Genomic DNA, 16006 nt, shown 5'->3' on the forward strand with positions numbered 1-16006 from the left:
TGAGGCTGAGCGAAGACAGTTCCAGGCTGTTTGTCTTCTATGAGCGTTGTCGTGACGGGAGCGCATCCTAGATCCGCTTGACTCGATTCCGGTCTGTCGCGGTCACCCCTGGATTTTCGACCTGGTAACCTGCCAGACTGGCCTGAGCGGCTGGGCCGGGCCTGAAGCATACTGGCGTTTAGCCCCAATTTCGCTCTTTTAGAACTTCAATAATGAAAACGCGTGCATCAATCTGCGCTTCGGTCGATATAGCAGGCCAGGTCGACGAAGCTGAATGGTGGCTTGAACACAATAAGGAAAACCTGTCATACATTTCCGAGATGAGTGGTTGCGGCTGCTGCATTTTTGCCTGGGACGTGGAAGGTCCGCAGCACGTGATCGACACGCTGCCTTGGCATTTGCGGGCAGACAGTGCGTGGGTTGCCGGGGATATCGCCTGACACTGAGTCCTTGCCTCATCGATCGCACGCACCCGAATTTCACTGCCTGCCCGAATCGCATACACTGAAATACTCTACCTATCAGGAGCCAGTATGCGAACGAAACGCGCTACCCAGATCGTCCTTGTTCTTGCCAGTCTGTGCGCCGGGCAGGCATTTGCACAGCAACCGACCATCAAACCCGGACTGTGGCAGATCGATATGACGCTGTCGGACAAGGCGGCGGGCAATCCATTGGGGGGCTATCTCGATCTGATGAAAAGCCAGATGGCTTTGATGACGCCCGAGCAGCGCGCGCAGATCGACAAGATGATGGCCGCCAGTGGCACTGAACTGAATGGCGATGGTTTGCGCACGAGGCAGTGCATTACCCAGCAAAACATCAACGACTTCGATTTGTTCGGCAAAAAAGGCGCGGATTCCTGCACCAAGAAGATGACACCCATCGCTGGCGGCATGAATGTGAACATGGTCTGCACCCAGCCCCGGATGAAGGTCGACGCTGTCCTGAAGGCCGACAGCGAAACATCGTACCGGTTTGACTCGGTCACTACCGTACCGGGGCCGGGCGGCGCAGATATCAGCCAGAAAGCAAGCGGCACCGGAAAATGGCTGGGAAGCGATTGCGCAAAAAACGGCGCAGCAGCGGCTGGCCGATAACGGGCGGCCGCGTGACGTGATATTCGAGGGCCTGGCCTGGTCGCCTTGCCGTTCACGTCAGGATAAACATGCACGCCACGGCAAGCGCCATCACCGACGTGCAGAGCCACCCAAGGATCTTCAAGCGTCGGGAGATTGTCAACGCGCCCATGATGTCGTTCCGTGCTGCCATCGGCATCATCACGGCCATGATCGGGATCGATACGACGCCGTTGATGACTGCGCTCCAGTAGAGCGCCTTGATCGGGTCGATGGGCGCGTAGATCAGGATGACCCCGAGCAGCGTCGCCAGGACGATGATCGCATAGAAGCGGGGTGCTACCGCAGGCTTGTCTTGCAGGCTGTTTTTCCACTCAAATGTGCCCGCCATCGCGTAGGCAGCAGATCCCGCAAGCACGGGAATCGCCAGCAGGCCGGTGCCGATGATCCCAAGACTGAACAGGATGAATGCGAATTCGCCGGCAATCGGCCGCAGCGCTTCGGCCGCCTGTGCCGAGGACGAAATATCGGTGATGCCGTGCAGGTGCAATGTCACGGCAAAGGTCAGCATGATGGCGAATGCCACCGCATTTGAAAAACCCATTCCGACGTAGGTATCGACCTTGATCCGGTCGAGGCTTGCCTTCGCTTCGGCCGGCGCATATTTCAGCGCCCGCGCTTCGGGTAGCGCACGCAGGTTTTCGACTTCTTGCGATGACTGCCAAAAAAACAGATACGGGCTGATGGTGGTTCCGAATACCGCAACAATCGTCGTGACGTAGGCTGCCTTCCAAGGCAGGTGCGGAAACGTGACCAGGCCGACCGCGACTGTGGCCCATGGCACCCTGACGACAAACACGGTTACCACGTACGCCAGTAGCGCCAGCGTCATCCATTTCAGGATGCGCACGTAGCGTGTGTAGGGAATCATCACCTGCAGCACGGCGGACAATGCCCCGAAGCCGATCGCATACACGTGCGCGGGGCCACCCAATACCAGCCGCAGTGCGTCGCCCATGGCCGCGATGTCGGCGGCGATATTGATGATGTTCGCGATCAGCAGCAGCATGACGATCGCATACAGCAACGTCTTTGAATAATGTCGCCGGATATTGGTGGCCAAACCATGGCCCGTCACCACGCCAATACGTGCGCTGACAATCTGGATACCCACCATCAGCGGATAGGTAAATAACAGCGTCCACAGCAACCCGAAACCAAATTGCGCACCGGCCTGCGAATAGGTTGCGATACCGCTCGGATCGTCGTCTGCCGCGCCGGTGATCAGGCCAGGTCCTAATTTGGATAGTAATGTAGTGGGTTTTTCTGCGAACGCCGGCAGGGACTCTTCCATAATTGCAGGCTATTCCATTTACTTATGCATGGTCCAGGACGGACTGGAGGGATGTTCATTGCTTCCCCACGAGTCTAACGCGTAAATTCGTCTTGTAGGATATTTCTTACAAGGTCTTGATGGCACGGTGACGCCTGCAACGCCGCGTTATCAACAACACATTGGCGCGCAAATTCATGCCACTGTCATCATGCCGAATTAGCATCCTCTCGTTCGCCCCACCAATATGGCGCTGACAACTTCTGATGCGCTCGCCCGTCATGCGTGGCGCGAAATAACTCATAACACTTGAAGAGGGTTTGCTTTTATGAAAACGTCGTATCTCGGACTGTTGCCGCTCGCGGCCATGCTGTTCGCGCCGGTCGCATCCCATGCCATGCCCGTGTCGACCCTCACGGGCGAGCGTCCGCTGGTCATTTCCCACCGCGGCGCCAGCGGGTATCTGCCGGAAGAGTCGGTGCAGTCGTACCAGCTCGCCATGCGGATGGGCGCTGACTATATCGAGGGCGATGTCTACCTGACCGCCGACAACAAGGCAGTGATGCTGCATGACGGCACGTTGAATGCCACGACCAATGTCGTCGCGTTCGCAGCGACGCATCCCGAGATCGCCGCGCTGCGTTCCAGCAACGGGACCTACGACGTGCGCAAATTCACGCTGGCGCAGCTGGAGCAGTTGTCCGTGACATGCCGCAACGCCAACGGCTACTGCACCGACAAGACCTACTTCAACCCGGCCATCTCGTACAGCTTCACGTCCTACGACGCCTTCCTTGACCTGGCCTACAACCATTTCCTCGAAACCGGTGTCGCGATCGGTGTCTTCCCCGAAGCCAAGCAGAGCGGGCTGGAAGTGGCGGAAGCCATCCTGGCGGGCTTGACCAATACGAAGTACAACGGCTACTTCACGACGGCGGGCCACGCCCTGACGCAGTCCTTCAATGCAGAGCAGGTGGCATACCTGAACACCAACTCGTCCATTCCGGTCAGCTATCTGGGCGTCTGTCCCACCACGGCGGCAGGCGCGGCAGCGGTCGCGGCCATCGCCGACGGGATCGGCCCGTCGGCGGGCCAGCTCAGCGCAGCCTGCGTACAGGCCGCGCACGATGCCGGCATGACGGTCATGCCATACACGTTCCTGAACAACCCGGCTACCTATGAGGCTGCCTACAACCTCGGCGTGGATGGCGTCTTCACGAACTTCCCGGACATCGCCGTCACCGCGCGCGACGCCGTATTCGGGCCGGCAACGCCGGTGCCCGAGCCGCATTCGCTGGCGCTGCTGGGCCTGGGGCTTGCCGGCATCATCGGACTGAAAAAGCGCAAGCAGGCTTGATCACGCACGCGCCGTGCACGCCCGGCCGGCATGTCCATGTCCGGCCGGGCGTTTTTTCATGCCCGGCACTTCATGCCCCCTGCATCGCCGGCGTCATCAGAGCGTCATCGGCGCTGGCTAAGATTTGCCGTCTTTCACTTTTACCAATTGCCATCCCATGAACCAATCGCATTCGCGTCGCAATTTCATTCGTACCTTCTCGCTCGGCACCGTCGCCGTGTCCACCCTCCCGCTCGCAGCCTGCGGCGGTGATGGTGATGACCGCACGGTCAGCTTCGCGCATGGCGTGGCCAGCGGCGATCCGCTCGCCGACCGCGTCATCCTGTGGACGCGCATCACGGCCACCGGCACCGCCGACATCGACGTCGGCTGGGAGATCTCCGAGACGAGCGACTTTTCGCGTACGGTGGCCTCGGGCAGCCTGCGCACCGGTCCGGCCAGCGACTTCACGGTGAAAGTGGATGCGACCGGCCTGACGGCCAACCGCAGCTATTTCTACCGCTTCGGCTGCTACGGCCAGCTGTCGCCGGTGGGCCGTACGAAGACGCTGCCAACGGGCAGCGTGTCACGCGTGCGCTTTGCGGTGTTCAGCTGCTCGAACTACCCGGCCGGCTACTTCAACGTGTACGCCGACGCTGCCAGGTTCGACGATATCGATGTCGGCCTGCACCTGGGCGATTACATCTACGAATACGCCGCCGGCGGCTATGCCTCGCAGAACGCGGGTACCCTGGGGCGCGTGTCGAAGCCGGCCACCGAGATCATCACGCTGACCGATTACCGGATCCGCTTCCAGCAATACCGCACCGACCCCGACCTGCAGGCGGTGCATGCGCGCATGCCCTTCATCGCCGTCTGGGATGACCATGAACTGACCAACGACACCTGGAGCGGCGGCGCCGAGAACCACGATCCGGCCACGGAAGGCTTGTGGTCGGCGCGGCGCCAGATGGCGATCCAGGCCTATCACGAGTGGATGCCGATCCGTGTGCCGAACGCCGCGCAGCCGGACAAGATCTACCGCTCCTTTGATTTCGGCAACCTGATTTCGCTGCACATGCTCGACACGCGCGTGATCGGTCGCGACAAGCAACTGGCCCTGGCCAGCTATGTCGGCGCCGACCGCAGCTTCAACAGCGCCGCTTTTACTGCCGACGTGACGAACCCGGCGCGCCAGCTGATGGGCACGGAGCAGACCACCTGGCTGCGCAACCAGATGAGCAAGTCGACTGCCACCTGGCAGATCCTGGGCCAGCAGGTGCTGATGGCGCGCATGCTGCTGCCGGCGCCGATGGTGCTGGGCACCACGGGCTATCCGGCGTACTTCGCGATTGCCGCCAAGGTCAAGGCCGGTATCGCGCTGAGCGCCGCCGAACAGCAACTGCTCACGGCCACGCCGGTGCCGTACAACCTCGATGCCTGGGATGGTTACCATGCTGCGCGCGAGACGGTGCTGAACATGGCGCAGACACTGAACAAGAACATGGTGGTGCTGGCGGGCGACACCCACAATGCCTGGGCCAGCGATCTGGCCGACCAGCAGGGGCGTGCAGTGGGCGTCGAATTCGGCGTGCCTGCCGTGACCTCGCCCGGCTTCGAGACCTATTTCCCGACCATCGCGCCGGCCACAGTGGCAGGTGGCATGGAGCAGCTGATCGGGCCGCTGCAATACGCCGAGACGGCCTCGCGCGGTTTCGTCGTGCTGACGGTCACGCCGACCGAAGCGCGGGCCGAGTACCGCTACGTCGATACGGTCACGTCGAAAACCTACAAGGCGGTCGTCGGCAAGACGCTGCGCATGTTGCCGGGCGTGGCGAACCGCAAGATCGTGGCTGCCTAACGCGTGCATGGAGCGAGGCCCCTGGTCTCGCTCCGCTCCGTACAATCAACACAGTCCCAGCTGCCAGACGAGCTTCTCACGATCCTTTTCCAGCAGCTGCACCTCGACGCCTTTGGCCGAACGCGTGATCACGACCGTCTTGTGAAAGTACGTGTACTGGATACTGACCGTGCCCGAATTCTCGCTGCGCTTGACGTCGGCCCGGTCGAGGTTGAGTTTGAGGTTCTGCAGGATCTGCGCATCGGGCCAGCCGGCCGACAGGCGCACGTGGCGCGTGCGGTCGTCGCCGTTGGCCAGCGGGTAGACACGCTCGCAGGCATGGGCAGGGGCGGGCGTCACGACCAGGGTGGCCAGTGACAGCAAGCCTGCTGCGAGAAGGTTCAGGGACAAGGCGCGGGTCATGGTGTCGGTGTCGGTAAGGAACAGGTGCTTACTGTAGCAGCAAGCGCAGCCGCTCGATATCGATCGGCTTGGTCAGGTGGTGGTCGAACCCCGCATCGCGCGCCAGTTGCCGGTCGCGTTCCTGGCCCCAGCCGGTGGCCGCAATCAGTTTGGTACTGGCGCAGGCATCCAGCCCGCGCAGGCGCCGCGCCAGTTCGTAGCCATTGAAGTCGGGCAGGCCGATATCGAGCAGCGCCACCTCGGGCAAGAACGTTGGCGCCAGTGCCAGCGCGCCCGCCGCCGTATGCGCCAGCAGCGTCGTGCAGCCGAACAGCTCGAGCATCGTCGCCATCGTCTCGGCCGCATCGACATTGTCATCCACCACCAGCACCCGTAGTGGCGCCGGCTGGCCAGGCACCGTCGATGTTTCTTCTGCCACAGCGCAACCGGCAATCAGCGGCAGGCGCAGCGTGAACTCGCTGCCGCGGCCCGGCCCGTCGCTCTCGACCAGGATCTCGCCGCCATGCAGCTCCACGATGCCCCGTGCCAGTGCCAGGCCGATACCCAGGCCGCCGCAGGCGCGTTCGCGCCCCGGTTCCAGCTGCGTGAACAACTCGAAGATCGTGCCCAGCGCGCCCGCCGGGATGCCGATGCCGTTGTCGCGCACGCGCAGCTCGGCGTGGCCGTTCGAACCAGTCAGCTCAACATAGATCAGCCCGCCATCGGGTGTGTACTTGGCTGCGTTGCCCAGCAGGTTGATCACGACCTGCGCCAGACGCGTGGCGTCGCCGTCGACGGTCAGCGGCGTATCGGGCAGCGTCAGGCGCAGCGTGTGGCGCGCCGCCGTCATCACCGGCGCCATGTCGTGCACCGCGCCGCGTGCCAGCGCGGCCATGTCGACCGGCGCGCGCCGCAGCTGCATGCGGTTCTGCGTGATGCGCGAGACTTCCATCAGGTCGTCCACCAGCCGCGTCAGGTGGCGCAACTGGCGGTCGAATGCGCCGATCACGCGCGCGTCTTCGTCGTTGCCGTGCTTGATCTTGAGAACGTCGAGCGCGCTGCGCATCGGCGCGAGCGGGTTGCGCAGCTCGTGCGACAGCGTGGCCAGAAATTCATCCTTGCGCAGGTCGGCCGCCGACAACTGCGTGTTTGCTGCCTGCAGTTGCAGGTCGCGCTGGTGCTGCGCTTCGCGCGCCTCGTCGGCGACTTCAGACCGGCACAGCAGCGCGTTTTCGTAGGCATGCCGGTCACCGGCGCGAAACAGCGCCCAGTGATCGATCTCGAGATTGCCGTCACGCTGGCGCACGAGCTGGAGCAGCACCGGCAGCCGCGCGCCACCCGGCCTCAACAGGTCGATCTGGATGTCATGCGCCGCACCCTCGTTCTGCAAGCGCGGGACGCAGCACGTGTAGTGGAACAGGCGGGCGCTGGCCGGCAGCAGGTCGTGCAGGCGCATGCCCACCAGCGCCCCGGGTGCCATGCCGAGCCACGCATGCAGGCTGACGTTGGCCGTGAGGATCATGCCGTGTGCATCGGTTGCCATCAGGCCGCATGCAGCCTGGTCGAAGAACAGGTCGGTCGCGGTGAGGGCGGCGGTCATGGACGGTCAGCGTTGTGGCTGTGCGAGGAAAGCGTCGATGGCGTCCGACACCGCAGTCGGCGCGCTCATGTGCGGGCAGTGGCCGACGTTCGACACCATGGCGAGGGTACTGTCCGGCAGGTTCTGGTGCAGCCACTGACCGGCCGTCAGCGGCGCGATCAGATCGTCGCTGCATTGCAGGATCAGCGCCGGCGTCGTCGACTTGAGCACGTCAAGGCGGTGGTCCGAGCGGAACGTGACGCTGGCAAAGTGATGCGCGATCTCGGGATCGTTGCGGCAGAAGCTGGCGGTCAGTCCCGAGGCAAGGTGCGGCTGGTTCGGTGCGCCCATGATGGTCGGGGCAAGGCTGTGCGACCAGGCAATGAAGTTCGTCTCCATCGTCTCGAGCAGTTCGTCGATGTCATCACGCGTGAAGCCGCCGGTGTAGTTGCCGTCGTTGATGTAGCAGGGCGATGGACTGACCATGATCTGGGCCGCGAAGCGCCCGGGCGCGGCAATCGTGGCCAGCATGCCGATCGTCGCGCCGACCGAGTGCCCGACAAACACGACCGGGCCGGTGGCATGGGCGTCGAGCAAGGCAAGCAGGTCGTTGGCGTGACCATGCAGCGATCCATGGCGTTCATGGTCATAGGCCGAAAGATCGGAGCCGCCGGAGCCGATCAGATCGTAGGTCAGGACGCGATACCGGTTTTCGTACGCAGGGGCGAGGTGACGCCACATGGTCTGGTCGCACCCGAAACCGTGGGCAAACACCATCGTGGCGGCGCCCCGACCGGCGAGGTGAACGTTATGGCGGAGCAGGGCGGACATTGAATGCCTCTCGTCGGTTCACGCAGATATACACAAAAAATAGCATCATTCTTGTGTAATGTCAGCAATGCCGATGTAAAAGGCGGTTAGTCGTGGTCGTCGTTCTCGCCAGCACGTGTCAGTTGCGGGATCACCTTGACCAGCAGGATGCGCGGGCCGTTCATTTTCTTGACCACGACATCGAACTGCGGGAAGCCGATGCGCTGGCCCTGCTTGGGGATGTCGCCCAGCTTGGCCATCAACAGGCCGCCGACCGATTCGACATCGTCCAGCCCCATTTGTTCGTTATCGATGTCGATGCCCAGCAGGCGTTCGAGCGAGAAGATCGGCAGGCTGGCCTTGCCGATCCAGGTGCCATCGGCCTGCTTGAGCCAATCGTTTTCGTTCATCCGGAATTCGTCGCGGATCTCGCCGACCATCGCGCCCAGCAGGTTGTCGAGCGTGACGAAGCCGACCGGGCGCTTGCCCTTTTCGCCGATCAGCGCGAAATGGGGCGCGCCGCCGCGGAAGCGCCGGAAGATGTCCTGCGCCGGCGTGCGCGCTGAAATCGACTCAACGGGTCGCAGGAACTGCGTCAGGTCGCCGATGGGCCGGCCCGACTGCAATGCGAAATACAGGTCTTTCAGGTGGACGATGCCGATGACTTCTTCACCGTCCTTGTCGAAATACGGGTAGCGCGAAAAGCGGTTGCGGCGCACGGTTTCCAGATTCTGCTCGAGCGAGCGGCTGGCGTACAGGGCGCTGACTTCGTTGATCGGGCGCATCAGCTCGGACACGGCCAGCTGGCTGAAGTCGAGCGACTGGGCCAGGATATTGCGGTCGTCCTGCGTGATCTTTTCGGCCGGGTTACTGGTGCGCAGGATGAGTTTGAGTTCGTCGAGCGAGTAGTGATGATCGTGCCCGCCCTTGCCGGCCAGGCCGGCCACGCGCAGCAGCGTGTTGGCGCTGGCATTGAGCAGGGCGATCGCCGGGTACATGGCCCAGTAGAACGCGTACAGCGGGATGGCGCACCACAGTGCCACCGACTCCGGCAACCGGATCGCCAGCGTCTTTGGTGCCAGTTCACCGACCACGATGTGCAGGAACGAAATCACCGAGAACGCGACGATGAACGAAATGCTGTGGATCAGCTCTTCGGACGTCACGCCCACAAACGCAAAGACCGGTTCGAGCAGGCTGGCAAAGGCCGGCTCGCCGACCCAGCCCAGGCCCAGCGACGCCAGCGTGATGCCCAGCTGGCAGGCCGACAGGTAAGCGTCGAGCTTGCCGTGGACTTTTTCCAGGATGCGTCCGCGCAGGCCGGTGGTCTTGGCGATGGCGTTCACGCGGGTCTTGCGCAGCGTGACGATACTGAATTCGGCGGCGACGAACAGGCCGTTCAGCGCGACCAGAAACAGGGCGAGAACGAGGAAGAGAATATTTTCCATGCTGGAGATGTCTTAACAAAAGGTAAAGCCAAGGGGCATTGTACAACCCAAAACGGCTCTTATCCGTCTGCTAACGCGCCTTTGTGCACGGCCGACAGGATTGCCTCGACCGCCGGATGCTTGATCTTGCGTTCGTTCGAGATCGCATAGAAGTGTTCGCGTACCTCCGGCACCCGGCCGACCAGCTCGGCGCCGAGCTGGTAGTCGATGTCGGCAGCAGGCGCGGCCGGCGTGAAGAACAGGCCCAGGCCGCGCCGGCCGAAGGTATTCAATAACGCGTTGTCCTCGAACTCGCCGACCACGTCGGGCCGGATCGCATGGCGCTCGAACCAGTCGTCGATCTTGCCGCGCAGCGCGTTGTTGCGCGTGGGTAGCAAAAACGGCGCGCCGTGCAGCGACGCCGGAAAATCATCGCGGTACTCATGCGCGAGGGCGGGGGCGCCGACGACAAACATTTCGCTTTCGGACAGCAGGTGGCTGAACACGCGCAGCGTGGTGCCGGTGGGCACAGCGCGGTCGGTCAGCACGACATCGAGCTTGTGCAGCGCCAGATCGCCCAGCAGCGCCTCGTACTGGTCTTCGTGGCACACCAGGCGCACCGGGGTGGCCAACTGAGTCGTGACCTCGAGCAGGCGGTAGGCGGTGAACTTGGGCAGCGAATCGGAAATGCCCACCGCCAGGCGGATGCGCGTGCTGTCGGAGGCGTCGAGTGCTTCCTGCATCTGCTCGCCCAGCAGGAAGATCTGGTCGGCATACGACAGCGCCAGGCGGCCCGCTTCGGTCAGCGTCAGGCGCCGGCCCTGCTGCGTGAACAGTGCCTTGCCGAACGCCTGTTCAAGTAAGGTAAGCTGCGTACTCACTGTCTGGATGGCCAGACCAAGGCGCTCGGCGGCGCGCGTAATGCTGCCTTCCTTGGCAACCACCCAGAAGTAATAGAGGTGGCGAAAGTTGGGGAGTGCGTGGCTCATGGCTTCTGTTTTTCGGAAGTAACCCTCCGATTATCTTCGCTTTTTCAATCGTTTGGCAACCTTTACAATTGTTCGTCAGCACCGTTTTTTATAAATCATAAGAGGGGAAATATTAATGAAGTACTTTACCTGGTCATTCATCGTGACCGCGGTCTGTCTTGCCCTTGCGGCATGGTGGGGATTCGATCATGGCGGCACGTCGGGCATGATTACCGCGCTGGGCGTGGCGGCCATTCTGGCCGTCATGGAAGTGTCGCTGTCGTTCGATAACGCGGTGGTCAACGCCTCGGTCCTCAAGACCTGGGACGAGTTCTGGATCAAGCTGTTCCTGGGCGTGGGCATCATCATCGCCGTGTTCGGCATGCGTCTGGTGTTCCCGCTGGTCATCGTGGCCGTGGCTGCCGACCTGGGCGCGGGGGAAGTCTGGAACCTGGCGCTGACCAATCCAAAAGCCTTCTCGATGCACCTGACCAACCACCACGCTGAAGTGGCGGCATTCGGCGGCATGTTCCTGCTGCTGGTGTTCCTGAACTTCATGCTGGACGATGAAAAAGAAACCCACTGGCTGGGCAACTTCGAAGCAAAACTGGGCTCGCTCGGCAAGGTGTCGTCGATCGCCGTCATGATCGCCATCGCCGCGCTGCTGTTTAGCCTGACGTATGTTGATGAAGCGCAGAAGATGGTCGTTGCGATCGCCGGTATGTGGGGCATCCTGGTCTATGTTGCTGTCGATATGCTTAGCAGCCTGCTGGAAAAGAGCGAATCGGGCGAGGGCGCTGTCGGTGATGCGGTCAAAAAAGGCGGTATCGGTGGTTTCCTGTACCTCGAAGTACTGGATGCGTCGTTCTCGTTCGACGGCGTGATCGGCGCGTTCGCGATCACCAGCGACGTCGTGATCATCATGCTGGGTCTGGCAATCGGCGCGATGTTCGTGCGTTCGATGACCGTGTTCCTGGTGCGCAAGGGCACGCTCGATGAATACGTCTACCTGGAGCACGGCGCGCACTACGCGATCGGTATCCTGGCCGTGATCATGCTGGCCAGCATGAAGTGGCACGTGCCAGAGCTGATCACCGGCGGTGTGGGCGTGGCCTTCATCCTGGCGTCGCTGTGGAGCTCGATTCAGTACAAGAAGAAGCACGCCGCACTCGGCGGCGCGTAAGCGGTAACCGGGCCGGCGGCATGCATGCCGGCCCTGCAGTACAGAATTCGCTGCGAGTGGCAGAACACCAGCTCGCGGCGCTTGCAACCCGGTGTTCACAATTTAGGAGATTCTCATCATGGCAATCAGTCTGCAAAAAGGCGGCAACGTCAACCTGTCGAAAGAAGCACCAGGCCTGACTTCACTGAAAGTCGCACTCGGCTGGGACATTCGCGCCACCGATGGCGCAGCCTTTGACCTCGACGGCGCTGTGTTCCTGCTCAATTCGTCCGGCAAGGTCCGTTCGGATGGCGACTTCATCTTCTATAACAACCTGAAGTCGAGCGACGGTTCGATCGTCCACTCGGGCGACAACACGACCGGCGCCGGCGAGGGCGACGATGAATTCGTCACGATCGACCTGACCAAGGTTCCGGCCGACGTCGACAAGGTCGTCCTGGGCGTGACCATTCACGATGCCGAAACCCGTCGCCAGAACTTCGGCATGGTCGGCAAGGCGTTCATCCGCTGCGTCAACAACGCCACCAACGCCGAAGTCGCGCGCTACGACCTGTCGGAAGACGGTTCGACCGAAGCGGCCATGATCTTCGGTGAGGTCTACCGCAACGGCGCGGACTGGAAATTCCGCGCGATCGGTCAGGGCTTTGCCGGCGGCCTGGGCCCTCTGGCCCGCAACTACGGCGTCAACGTTTAATCATTCAAGCCAGGGCGCTTCTGCGGAGGCGCCCTGCGTGGAACCAAATTCTAAGGAAGCCAAATGCCAGTATTTACCGTGACCGGGGACGTCGATCCTTTCCTTCATGTGTCGATGAAGCAGGGCGAGACCATCTATTGCGAATCCGACGCGATGGTGATGATGGAATCGACCCTCGACCTCAAAGGCAAGATGAAGGGCGGGCTCGGTAGTGCGCTGATGCGCACCTTTGCCAACGGCGAGTCGTTCTTCCAGCAGCACATCGAAGCCACGCGCGGCGATGGCGACTGCCTGCTGTCGCCAACCCTGCCGGGTGCGATGCAGACGGTCGATGTCGGTCCGAACCACTACATCATCAGTGATGGCGCATTTGTCGCCGCCACGTCCGGCGTCGACCTCAAGGTGCGCACGCAAAGCCTGGGCAATGCCATGTTCGCCAACAGTGGCGGCTTCTTCGTCACCGAGACGGGCGGCCAGGGCCAGGTGGTGGTGTCAGGCTTCGGATCGATGTCGGTATTGGATGTCGAGCCGGGCAAGGACGCGATCATCGACAACTCCCACGTGGTGTGCTGGGACAGCACGCTGCGCTACGAAATTTCGATCACGACCGGCACCAGCGGCGGCTTCCTGGGTAACCTGATCAACAGCCAGACGAGCGGCGAGGGCATGGTCCTGCGCTTCTCGGGTCGTGGCAAGGTGTATGTATGTTCGCGCAACCGCACTGCATTCAAAGCCTGGATGCAGCAGCCAGCGAAATAACGGAGGAACACAATGTCAGTCAATCTGCAAAAGGGCCAGAAGATCTCTCTGGACAAGGAAGCCGGTGGCGGCCTGTCCCGCGTGACCATGGGTCTGGGTTGGGATGCGATCAAGTCGAAGGGTTTCTTCGGCTTCGGTGGCGGCAAGTCGGACGCCGTCGATCTGGACGCATCGGTCGTCATGTTCGACGAGTCGAACAAGCCGGTGGACGTGATCTGGTTCCGCCAGCTCAAGAGCAAGGACGGCAGCATCGTGCACACGGGCGACAACCGCACCGGCGCCGGTGATGGCGACGACGAGCAGATCACCGTCGACCTGAGCGCCGTGCCGGCATCGGTCAAGGCGCTGGTGTTTACGGTCAACAGCTTCACCGGGCAAACGTTTGCCACGGTCGAAAACGCCTACTGCCGCCTGATTAATGCAGGCAACCAGCAGGAAGTCGCGCGCTTCAACCTGTCGGTGACGGGCTCGCACTCGGCGCAGATCATGGCCAAGCTGTACCGCCATGGCGGCGAGTGGAAGATGCATGCGATCGGCGAGAACGGCAATGGCCGTACGTTTGACGATTTGATGCCGCAGATTTCAGTGCATTTGTAATCGATAGCGTTGTTTGATACCGAGAACCGGGGCCGTGTGCCCCGGTTTTTTTATGGCTGCCTAGTAAGGATGTGCTCGCGCATCGGCACTGGCGAGAATTGTCAGGCCAGCATCGACGGATATGGTGTGGTGTTCCCACCAAGATTGCCGAAAAAACTAACCAGTATGCTATTCATTTGTTGCTTATAGACAACTAATTTTTGGAATATTGAACGGCAGACTCTATTTTTTAACGAAGAGTAGTCACTTCCGGGATATCGTCTTTCCGTTCCGGAATTTACTTCGCGCAAGAAAACTTACCCAGGGTCTCCATGCTTTCCAAATTGACATTGCGTTTCCGACTGATCGCCACGCTGGCGGTCCTCGGCCTTCTGATTGCTGCTATTGGCGTGCTCGGCATCTATGGGATGCGCTCCAATCATGCCGCGCTTGAGCAGGTGTACAGCAACCAGCTCGCTTCGAGCATTGCGATCAACAATTCCAAGAACTTCCTGAACCGCGCACGTTTCGGCCTGGATCGTGGCGTCTTCCACCCGGATGCGCCTGACGTCGCCAAGACCATCGCGCGCGCCAAGGGCTTCATCGACGACGCCAACAAATCGTGGCAAACCTACCTGGCCTTGTCGCGCAGTGGTGAAGAGGCGGCACTGGCCAAGACGCTGGAAACCGAACGGACACGCTACATCAACGACGGCATGCTGGCGCTGGCCACCGCCCTCGAGCAGGGTAATAGCGAGCGCATCGAAGCGCTGTCGATGAAAGAGATGACGGCGTTGTACGGTGTCTTCGACAAGGCGTCAGTGGCGCTGGACGACTACCAGCTGGCCACGGCCCGCCATGAGTTCGAATCCAGCCTGGCGCTGTTTACGACATTGATGTGGGCTGCAGGTCTGAGCGTGGTGTTTGGCCTCGTGCTGGCGATCGTGTCGTCGGTGGTGCTGCTGCGCGCAATCATGCGGCCGCTCGAGCAGGCCATCGCTCACTTTGACGCGATGGCCCACGGCGACTTGTCGACGACGGTCGTTGTCGATCGCCAGGATGAAATGTGCGCGCTGCTCAAGGGCCTGGCTTCGATGCAGGAGCAGTTGTCCGGCACCGTGCGCAGCGTGCGTGACAGCAGCATGTCGATCGCCACCGCCAGCGCCGAAATCGCAGCAGGCAACATGAACCTGTCGGGCCGCACCGAACAGCAGGCCAGCAGCCTGGAAGAAACCGCATCCTCGCTCGAAGAACTGACCAGTACCGTACAGCACAATGCCGACAACGTTCGTCAGGCCAACAATGTGGCGCGCTCGGCATCCGAAGTGGCGGTACGTGGCGGCAAGCTGGTGTCGGACGTGGTCGAGACGATGAGCGCCATCAATGCGTCCTCCAAGCGCATCGTCGACATCATTTCGGTCATTGACGGCATCGCGTTCCAGACCAATATCCTGGCGCTCAATGCGGCCGTGGAAGCGGCGCGCGCCGGTGAGCAGGGCCGCGGTTTCGCGGTCGTGGCCAGCGAAGTGCGCAACCTGGCGCAGCGTTCGGCGGCGGCGGCGAAAGAGATCAAGGAATTGATCGGCACGTCGGTGACCAATGTCGAGGCGGGTACGGTCCTGGTCGACAGCACCGGCACCACGATGAACGAGATCGTCTCCAGCGTGAAGCGGGTCTCCGACATCATGGCCGAGATCCTGGCTGCCGGCGAAGAGCAGACGTCGGGCATCGGTCAGATCAACGAAGCGGTCAGCCTGATGGACCAGGCAACCCAGCAGAACGCGGCGCTGGTCGAAGAAGCGGCGGCCGCCACCGGCGCGCTGCAAGAGCAGGCCCACGCGCTACAGCAGATGGTCAGCGTGTTCAAGGTCGATGCGCAAGCGGACGGGCACCAGCGCGGGCACCAGCACGGGCGCGCGCTCGGGCACAAGGCGCACCAGCGCATCGCCATCGCAGCGTAGCGGAGTAGTGCGCACTGCCCATGCCATAATGCCGGCATCATGAGCGTGCGCACCCCTTT

General features: G+C 61.8%; 15 protein-coding genes. 9 read left to right on the forward strand and 6 right to left on the reverse strand.

Going from position 1 to position 16006, the window contains the following annotated elements:
* Positions 1 to 212 precede the first annotated feature (212 nt).
* On the forward strand, positions 213 to 440 hold the full coding sequence (locus AC56LY_RS01005) for a hypothetical protein (RefSeq protein ID WP_499575712.1): 228 nt from the start codon (positions 213 to 215) through the stop codon (positions 438 to 440).
* Positions 441 to 533: 93 nt separating this feature from the next.
* The gene (locus AC56LY_RS01010; protein ID WP_499575714.1) at positions 534 to 1100 is read left to right on the forward strand and encodes a DUF3617 domain-containing protein; all 567 of its coding nucleotides are present in this window, start codon (positions 534 to 536) and stop codon (positions 1098 to 1100) included.
* Between the two features lie 52 nt (positions 1101 to 1152).
* Here AC56LY_RS01010 and AC56LY_RS01015 read toward each other — a convergent pair whose 3' ends face one another.
* A complete protein-coding gene (locus AC56LY_RS01015) occupies positions 1153 to 2433 on the reverse strand; it encodes an Nramp family divalent metal transporter (RefSeq protein WP_499575715.1) in 1281 nt (426 codons plus the stop codon).
* 307 nt (positions 2434 to 2740) lie between these two features.
* Between AC56LY_RS01015 and AC56LY_RS01020 the strand changes: the two genes are divergently transcribed.
* The gene (locus AC56LY_RS01020; RefSeq protein ID WP_499575716.1) at positions 2741 to 3769 is read left to right on the forward strand and encodes a glycerophosphodiester phosphodiesterase; all 1029 of its coding nucleotides are present in this window, start codon (positions 2741 to 2743) and stop codon (positions 3767 to 3769) included.
* A gap of 157 nt (positions 3770 to 3926) precedes the next feature.
* Positions 3927 to 5609 (forward strand): alkaline phosphatase D family protein, encoded by a 1683-nt coding sequence (locus AC56LY_RS01025; protein ID WP_499575718.1) that lies wholly within the window; start codon positions 3927 to 3929, stop codon positions 5607 to 5609.
* Between the two features lie 45 nt (positions 5610 to 5654).
* On the opposite strand, the gene AC56LY_RS01030 is transcribed toward AC56LY_RS01025, so the two are convergent.
* The 5 genes from AC56LY_RS01030 to nhaR all read right to left on the reverse strand — a co-directional run bounded on the left by AC56LY_RS01030 (position 5655) and on the right by nhaR (position 10795).
* A complete protein-coding gene (locus AC56LY_RS01030; protein WP_499575719.1) occupies positions 5655 to 6011 on the reverse strand; it encodes a hypothetical protein in 357 nt (118 codons plus the stop codon).
* Positions 6012 to 6039: 28 nt separating this feature from the next.
* Positions 6040 to 7590: a hybrid sensor histidine kinase/response regulator gene (locus tag AC56LY_RS01035; protein WP_499575720.1), complete on the reverse strand. Its 1551-nt coding sequence runs from the start codon at positions 7588 to 7590 to the stop codon at positions 6040 to 6042.
* Between the two features lie 6 nt (positions 7591 to 7596).
* Complete coding sequence (locus AC56LY_RS01040; protein WP_499575721.1) at positions 7597 to 8400, reverse strand: alpha/beta fold hydrolase; 804 nt, start codon at positions 8398 to 8400, stop codon at positions 7597 to 7599.
* A gap of 86 nt (positions 8401 to 8486) precedes the next feature.
* Positions 8487 to 9827, reverse strand: a complete 1341-nt coding sequence (locus AC56LY_RS01045) for a hemolysin family protein (RefSeq protein WP_183557055.1) — start codon at positions 9825 to 9827, stop codon at positions 8487 to 8489.
* Between the two features lie 59 nt (positions 9828 to 9886).
* Positions 9887 to 10795 (reverse strand): transcriptional activator NhaR, encoded by a 909-nt coding sequence (gene nhaR, locus AC56LY_RS01050; protein WP_258836551.1) that lies wholly within the window; start codon positions 10793 to 10795, stop codon positions 9887 to 9889.
* Positions 10796 to 10910: 115 nt separating this feature from the next.
* Between nhaR and AC56LY_RS01055 the strand changes: the two genes are divergently transcribed.
* From AC56LY_RS01055 to AC56LY_RS01075, 5 genes are all read left to right on the forward strand, one after another.
* Entirely contained in the window at positions 10911 to 11957 is a 1047-nt protein-coding gene (locus AC56LY_RS01055; RefSeq protein WP_499575722.1) for a DUF475 domain-containing protein, read from the forward strand.
* Positions 11958 to 12075: 118 nt separating this feature from the next.
* Positions 12076 to 12651, forward strand: a complete 576-nt coding sequence (locus AC56LY_RS01060) for a TerD family protein (RefSeq protein WP_258836549.1) — start codon at positions 12076 to 12078, stop codon at positions 12649 to 12651.
* A gap of 63 nt (positions 12652 to 12714) precedes the next feature.
* Positions 12715 to 13410 carry a TIGR00266 family protein gene (locus AC56LY_RS01065; RefSeq protein ID WP_258836548.1) on the forward strand — a complete coding sequence of 232 codons (696 nt, stop codon included), beginning with the start codon at positions 12715 to 12717 and terminating at the stop codon, positions 13408 to 13410.
* A 12-nt stretch (positions 13411 to 13422) separates the two neighbouring features.
* Positions 13423 to 14007 (forward strand): TerD family protein, encoded by a 585-nt coding sequence (locus AC56LY_RS01070; RefSeq protein WP_499575724.1) that lies wholly within the window; start codon positions 13423 to 13425, stop codon positions 14005 to 14007.
* Positions 14008 to 14318: 311 nt separating this feature from the next.
* Positions 14319 to 15947, forward strand: coding sequence for a methyl-accepting chemotaxis protein (locus AC56LY_RS01075; protein ID WP_499575725.1), 1629 nt, complete (start codon positions 14319 to 14321; stop codon positions 15945 to 15947).
* Positions 15948 to 16006 lie beyond the last annotated feature (59 nt).

Source organism: Telluria sp. ZT3P25, from assembly GCF_059685895.1.